Genomic DNA, 6,655 nt, shown 5'->3' on the forward strand with positions numbered 1-6,655 from the left:
GGCGGGAGGAGAGCGGCGCCGGGAGGTCGCAGCTGCGGGGGGTGGTCGTCACGCGAGGCCTTGCTGCTTGAGGGTGGCGGCCAGCTCGTAGAGGCCGCCGAGGTCGACGCCGCCGGGCAGCCGCGGGAGCTCGTAGACCGGACGACCCAGCTCCGCGACCACCGCCCGCTGAGCATCCTCGAGCGCGCGGCGTACGGCGTGGTCGTGGGCCTCGGCCACCAGCCCGTCGACGAGGCTGTCGTCGAGGTCCACCCCGACCTCCTTGAGGTCGTCGGTGAGCTCCGCGGTGTCCAGCCGGCCGGTCAGCGCGGCCTCGAGGTCGTCGCTGGCGATGTCTCGGGACCGGACCTGGTTGACGATCACCGCGCCGACCGGCAGCCCGGCCGTCGTCAGGTCGGTGATGCCGTCGGCGGTCTCCTGGACCGGCATCTCCTCGAGGACGGTCACCAGGTGCACGGTGGTGCGCGGCGAGCGGAAGAGCGTCATCACGGTGTCGGCCTGGGTCTTGACCGGCCCGACCTTGGCCAGCCCCGCGAGCTCGTCGTTGACGTTGAGGAACTGGGTGATGCGACCGGTCGGCGGCGCGTCGAGCACGACCGCGTCGTACTGGATGGCCGCCTTGTTGCGGCTGTTGCGCTGCACCGCCTCGAAGACCTTGCCGGTGAGGAGCACGTCGCGTACGCCGGGGGCGATGGTGGTCGCGAACTCGATCACGCCGAAGCGGTCGAGCGCCCGGCCCGCGCGGCCGAGCTTGTAGTACATGGCGAGGTACTCGAGCAGGGCCGACTCGGGGTCGATGTGCAGCGCGTGGACCACCCCCGGTGGCCGGTCTCCGTGGGTGAGCCCGGTGGCGATGCGGCGCTCGGCGTACGGCAGCGGGTCGACGTCGAACATCCGCGCGATCCCCTGGCGGCCCTCGGCCTCGCACAGCAGCACCTGCTTGCCGTGGGAGGCCAGCGCAAGCGCGAGCGAGGCGGCCACGGTCGACTTGCCGGTGCCGCCCTTGCCGGTCACGACGTGCAGACGCACGCGCGACCAGTCGGCAGTGCTCGGCCCGGACATGGAGCGAGCCTAGCCAGGGGAGCCTGACCCCTAAACTCCATCGCGAGGCAGGTCACATCCAGGAGGCTAGGCGTGGACAAGGTCGTGACGACCGCTGCGGAAGCGGTCGCAGACATCCCGGACGGCGCGACGTTGTCGGTCGGCGGGTTCGGACTGTGCGGGATCCCCTCGGTGCTGATCCAGGCGCTGCTCGAGGCGGGGACCACGGACCTGGAGGCGGTGTCGAACAACTGCGGCGTCGACGACTGGGGCCTGGGCTTGCTGCTGGCGCAGCGGCGGATCCGGCGGATGGTGTCGTCGTACGTCGGGGAGAACAAGGAGTTCGCGCGGCAGTACCTCGCCGGTGAGCTGGAGGTCGAGCTGACCCCCCAGGGCACCCTGGCGGAGCGGATGCGGGCCGGCGGGACCGGGATCGCGGCGTTCTTCACCGGCACCGGGGTCGGGACGCAGGTCGCCGAGGGTGGGCTGCCGTGGAAGTACGACTCCGCGGGCAACGTGGTCGTGTCCTCGCCGGCCAAGCAGACGCAGGTCTTCTCCACGCCCGAGGGTGAGAGGGAGTTCGTGCTCGAGCGGGCGATCGTCGCGGACTTCGGGCTCGTGCGGGCGTGGAGGGGCGACCGCCACGGCAACCTCGTCTACCGGGAGTCCGCGGGCAACTTCAACCACCTGGCGGCGATGTGCGGACGGGTGACGATCGCGGAGGTCGAGGAGCTCGTCGAGCCGGGCGAGATCGACCCGGCGCAGGTCCACACTCCGGGCGTCTTCGTGCACCGGGTGGTGGGGCTGACCCCGGAGCAGGCCGCGGACAAGCGGATCGAGAAGCGGACTGTTCGTGCAGGAGGGGCGTCGTGAGCTGGTCGCGTGAGGAGATGGCGGCGCGGGCGGCCTCGGAGCTGACCGACGGCTCGTACGTGAACCTCGGGATCGGGCTCCCGACGCTGGTGCCCAACTACGTGGCCGATGGCGTCGAGCTGGTGCTGCAGTCGGAGAACGGCGTGCTGGGCACGGGTGCCTATCCCACCGAGGACGCGGTCGACCCGGACCTGATCAACGCCGGCAAGGAGACCGTCACGCTCCGCCCGGGTGCGTCGATCTTCGACTCGGCGACGTCGTTCGGGATGATCCGTGGCGGCAAGATCGACGCCGCGATCCTCGGGGCGATGCAGGTCTCGCGGGCCGGTGACATCGCGAACTGGATGATCCCCGGCAAGATGGTCAAGGGCATGGGCGGCGCGATGGACCTCGTCAACGGCGCCAAGCGCGTGATCGTGCTGATGGAGCACGTCGCGAAGGACGGCTCCTACAAGATCGTCGAGGAGTGCTCGCTGCCCTACACCGGCCGCGGCTGCGTCCAGCGGATCATCACCGACCTGTGCGTGATCGACATCGAGCCCGGTCCGCACGGGGGCCTGCGGCTGGTGGAGCTCGCACCCGGCGTCACGGAGGCCGAGGTCCGCGAGAAGACGGAGCCGGCGCTGATCTGAGCGCGGATGTCACGCCCGCGACGGGCTGTCTCGTCTACCGGGCATGAGGACGACAACGCAGACGATGGCCACCGGAGTGGACGCGCTGGGTGGGGTGCTGGTGGTGCTCCTGCCGGTGCCGGCCCGGACCGAGCGGCGGACGGAGCAGCGGACGGGGGTGGCGGCATGAGGGTCGCCGTGGCCGGTGGCACCGGCCTGGTCGGTCGCCTGGTCGTTGACGCGGCGCGCGAGCGCGGGCACGACGTCGTCGTGCTGGCCCGGTCGGAGGGTGTCGACCTGACCACCGGGTCCGGGCTCGCCGAGCGCCTGGCCGGGGTCGATGCCGTCATCGACACGACCAACCAGGCCTCCCAGAGGCGGGCGCAGGCCGAGGCGTTCTTCGGTGGCGTCACCCGCACGCTGCTGGCGGGCGGGGCCGCCGCCGGGGTCGGCCACCACGTCGTGCTGTCCATCGTCGGCATCGACGACGTCGACACCGGCTACTACGCGGGCAAGCGGCTCCAGGAGCGCGTGGTCGCCGAGGGGGCGGTGCCGTGGACGGTGCTGCGTGCGACGCAGTTCCACGAGTTCGCCGAGCAGGTGCTGGGCTTCGCGCGGGTCGGGCCGTTCTCGGTGGTGCCGCGCATGCTCACGCGTCCGGTCGCCGCGCGCGAGGTCGCCCAGGCGCTGGTCGAGCTGGCCGCCGGCGCGCCGGTCGGGCGGGCGCCCGAGCTGGCGGGGCCCGACCGGTGGCAGCTGGTCGACCTCGCGCGCCGGGTCTCGGAGGCCCGGGGCCTCGGTCGTCGGGTGGTCCCGGTGCGGCTGCCCGGAGCGGCCGGCAGGGCGATGCGCGCCGGCGCCCTGACCCCGTCCGGTGACGGTCCCCGGGGCCGGGTGACCTTCGACGAGTGGCTGGCCGAGCGATGACCGAGCAGCTCGCGACGGCGTACGACGTCGAACGCGGGCGCCTGGTGCGGGTCGCCTACGCGATCCTCGGCAGCACGGCGGAGGCCGAGGACGTGGTGGCCGAGTGCTGGCTCCGGCTGGTCGCGGCCGACGAGCGCGACCCGGTGCGCGACGTCGGCGCCTGGGCGACGGTCACCGTCGCCCGGGCGGCGCTCGACACGCTCAGGTCGGCGCGGGTGCGCCGCGAGTCGTACGTCGGCCCGTGGCTGCCCGAGCCGCGGGTGGAGCGGGCGCCGACGGACCCGGCCGACCGGGCCAGCCTCGACGACTCCGTGCGCTACGCGCTGCTGGTGGCGCTCGAGCAGCTGACCCCGGCGGAGCGGACGGCGTGGGTGCTGCACGACATCTTCGAGCTGCCGTTCGCCGACGTGGCCGACGCGGTGGGCCGCAGCCCCGAGGCGGTGCGACAGCTGGCCCGGCGGGCGCGGCAGCACGTCGTCGCGGGGACCCCCCGGGTGCGGGTCGACGCGAGCACCCACGACCGCGTGGTGAGCGCCTTCCTGGTCGCGGCGGCCGGCGGTGACCTCGCGGGTCTCGTCACCCTGCTCGACCCGTCCGTCGTGCTGACCAGTGACGGCGGCGGGGTCGTCAACGCCGCCCGGCGACCGGTGCTCGGCCCGGACAAGGTGGCCAGGTTCATGGCCGGCATCGCCCGCAAGGACGGGGAGGTCGAGCTGGTCGAGGTCAACGGCCGCACCGGAGTGGCCTTCCGGACGGAGGGGCGCCTGCACTCGGTCGTGTCGTTCACGGTCGACGGAGCTCAGATCACCCGCATCGACATCGTGCTGGCCCCGGACAAGCTCAGGGGCGTGCCGTCCGCGACGCCGTGACCACGCCGAGGACGGCGACCGCGGTCGCCAGCACGAAGACCGAGACGAACGGGTCGACGTCGGCCCGGGTGGCGACGCCGAACACGACGCCCGACAGGGCGAGCGACAGCGCACCACCGAGGGAGTCGGCGATGGAGAGCGCGGAGGAGTTGAAGCCGCGGTCGGCGTCGGAGGAGGCGGCGAGCATCGCGACGCCGGTGCGCGGGTAGCCGAAGCCCATCCCCGCGCCGGCGACGACGTACGCCGCCATCGCGAGCACCGGCGCGCCGTCGGTGACGACGACGAGGGTCAGCGCGGCCGTGCCGGCGAGCACCAGGGCCGTGCCCCACCGCATCGCGGTGACGTCCGAGACGCGCTGGCCCAGGCGCGACTGGACCTGGCTGGCGCCCGCCCAGACGAGACCCACGGCGGTCAGCGCCAGGCCGGCCCGACCCGCCGACAGGCCCCAGCGGTCCTGGAGCACGAAGACGATGTAGGCCTCGGCGCAGAAGAAGGAGGCGCTCAGCAGGCCGCGGGTGCCGATCACGGCGGGCAGTCCGCGTCGGGCGACGAGGGCGCCGGCCGGCAGCATCCGCCGCAGCGACAGGACGACGACGGCGCCCGCCGCGACGGCGAGCAGGGCGACGGTGCCCGTCCGGGAGCCGACCAGCTCGAGGGCCAGCACGGCGACGGCACCGATCACGGCCCAGACCAGCCGGGACCGCGGGGTCTCCGAGCCGCCGTCGCGGACCCGGAGCCCGCGCAGCGCGGGCACGATCAGCAGCGTCGAGGCCGCGACGAGCGCGACCACGCCGAGGAAGACCCACCGCCAGCCGACCGCGTGCGCCACGAACGCGGCCAGGGCGGGGCCGAACAGGGAGGGCAGCACCCACGCCGCCGCGAAGCTCGCGAAGACGGCCGGCTGCAGCACGGCGGGGAAGACCAGCCCGACCACGACGTACAGGCAGACCGTGATCGCGCCCCCACCGAGGCCCTGGAGCACCCGGCCCGCGACGAGCACCTCCATCGACGGCGCGGTCCCGCAGACGACCAGGCCCAGCGCGAAGAGCACGAGGGCGACCAGGAGGGGACCGACGGGTCCGCGCCGGTCGGCCCGCGCGCCGGCGGCGACCATGCCGACCACGCCGCTGGCCAGGGGCGCGGCGAACGAGAGGGCGTAGAGGTCGATGCCGTGGAGCTCCCGGGCGACGGTCGGCATCACCGTGGTGACGGCGGTGGCCTCGAACGCCGCGAACGCGACCAGCGCGAACATGCCGATCGTGGTGGCGGCGTACGCCGGGGAGAGCAGACGCGGGCGCGGCTGCGTCGCGGCGCTGGCGCTCGGGCCGGTCAGGGTCACCTCGTGACCGTAGGACTTCAACCAGGGTTGAGGTCAATCGGATCGGGTGATGATCGGGTCGTGACCGAGCCGATCGCCCGCTTCAAGGACCTGAGCATCGACGCCGTCGACCCGCTGCTGCTCGGCCCGTTCTGGGCCGCGGCTCTCGGGCTCGAGGTGGTGCGGAGCGACCCGGCCATGGTGCGCCTCGCGGGCCCGACCCCCCAGTCGACCGTGTGGCTGGCGCAGGTGCCCGAGCCGGTGACGGTCAAGCAGCGGGTGCACCTCGACGTGCACGTCGCCGACGTGGAGGACCTGCTCGAGCTCGGCGCGACGCCGCTGGACCTGGACTCCTTCCGCTGGCAGGTGCTGCGCGATCCGGAGGGTGGGGAGCTGTGCGCCTTCCCGAGGGAGCAGGTCCCCGAGCGTCGGCTGTACGAGGTCGTGGTCGACTGCGCCGACCCGGCGGCTCTCGCCGCGTGGTGGGCCGGGGTGATCGGCGGACGCTGGCAGCACGACGAGCACCACGGCTGGGCCGGGCTGGAGCAGATCCCCGGTGCGCCGTTCGACCACCTCGTGTTCGTGCCGGTCCCGGAGGCGAAGACGGTGAAGAACCGGATCCACTGGGACGTCGACACCAACGACGTCCGCGGGCTCGTGGAGCACGGTGCGCGGGTCGTCCGAAAGCCCGATGAGGAGGTTGTCTGGACCGTCCTGGTCGATCCCGAGGGCAACGAGTTCTGCGCCTTCGAGGGCTGAGAGACCGACCTTTTCGGCGGGTTCGGGGACCACCGCCAACGGAAAACCGATCACGACACCGATTCGGCCGTCCCTAGTCCGCAATAACGTTGCCATAGCCCACCTGGGCCATTTCGGACAACTGCGCCCATTTAATCCACAAGATTCGGTCAAGATCCTCTCGTGAACCGTTTCAACGGCGTGTCGGGCCCAACCGACCAACTCGAGTCCACCGACCCCAGCCTGCTCGCTGAGGAGTACGTGCCCCTCGTAGCACA

The 6,655-nt window shown here is 72.9% G+C and carries 8 protein-coding genes; 6 read left to right on the forward strand and 2 right to left on the reverse strand.

The window, feature by feature from the left end; all coding sequences use genetic code 11:
* Positions 1–48: 48 nt before the first annotated feature.
* The gene (locus N542_RS0104290; RefSeq protein WP_028642873.1) at positions 49–1,062 is read right to left on the reverse strand and encodes an ArsA-related P-loop ATPase; all 1,014 of its coding nucleotides are present in this window, start codon (positions 1,060–1,062) and stop codon (positions 49–51) included.
* Between the two features lie 72 nt (positions 1,063–1,134).
* Here N542_RS0104290 and N542_RS0104295 point away from each other — a divergent pair, with 72 nt between their 5' ends.
* The 5 genes from N542_RS0104295 to sigJ are packed head-to-tail and all read left to right on the forward strand — an operon-like array spanning position 1,135 to position 4,321.
* Positions 1,135–1,914, forward strand: a complete 780-nt coding sequence (locus N542_RS0104295; RefSeq protein WP_028642874.1) for a CoA transferase subunit A — start codon at positions 1,135–1,137, stop codon at positions 1,912–1,914.
* Entirely contained in the window at positions 1,911–2,546 is a 636-nt protein-coding gene (locus N542_RS0104300; RefSeq protein ID WP_028642875.1) for a 3-oxoacid CoA-transferase subunit B, read from the forward strand. Before N542_RS0104295 ends, N542_RS0104300 begins: the two co-directional genes overlap by 4 nt.
* 43 nt (positions 2,547–2,589) lie before the next feature.
* Positions 2,590–2,715 carry a hypothetical protein gene (locus tag N542_RS28240; RefSeq protein ID WP_269319760.1) on the forward strand — a complete coding sequence of 42 codons (126 nt, stop codon included), beginning with the start codon at positions 2,590–2,592 and terminating at the stop codon, positions 2,713–2,715.
* A complete protein-coding gene (locus N542_RS0104310; RefSeq protein ID WP_028642876.1) occupies positions 2,712–3,452 on the forward strand; it encodes an SDR family oxidoreductase in 741 nt (246 codons plus the stop codon). Before N542_RS28240 ends, N542_RS0104310 begins: the two co-directional genes overlap by 4 nt.
* Positions 3,449–4,321 carry an RNA polymerase sigma factor SigJ gene (gene sigJ / locus N542_RS0104315; protein WP_028642877.1) on the forward strand — a complete coding sequence of 291 codons (873 nt, stop codon included), beginning with the start codon at positions 3,449–3,451 and terminating at the stop codon, positions 4,319–4,321. Before N542_RS0104310 ends, sigJ begins: the two co-directional genes overlap by 4 nt.
* On the opposite strand, the gene N542_RS23345 is transcribed toward sigJ, so the two are convergent.
* Positions 4,293–5,660: an MFS transporter gene (locus tag N542_RS23345; protein WP_197025849.1), complete on the reverse strand. Its 1,368-nt coding sequence runs from the start codon at positions 5,658–5,660 to the stop codon at positions 4,293–4,295. The two genes, sigJ and N542_RS23345, sit on opposite strands and share 29 nt — an antisense overlap.
* A 60-nt stretch (positions 5,661–5,720) precedes the next feature.
* Here N542_RS23345 and N542_RS0104325 point away from each other — a divergent pair, with 60 nt between their 5' ends.
* Complete coding sequence (locus N542_RS0104325) at positions 5,721–6,398, forward strand: VOC family protein (RefSeq protein WP_028642878.1); 678 nt, start codon at positions 5,721–5,723, stop codon at positions 6,396–6,398.
* The last annotated feature ends 257 nt before the right edge of the window (positions 6,399–6,655 follow it).

The organism is Nocardioides sp. URHA0020 (assembly GCF_000620705.1).
In the GTDB taxonomy this organism is placed as follows: domain Bacteria; phylum Actinomycetota; class Actinomycetes; order Propionibacteriales; family Nocardioidaceae; genus Nocardioides.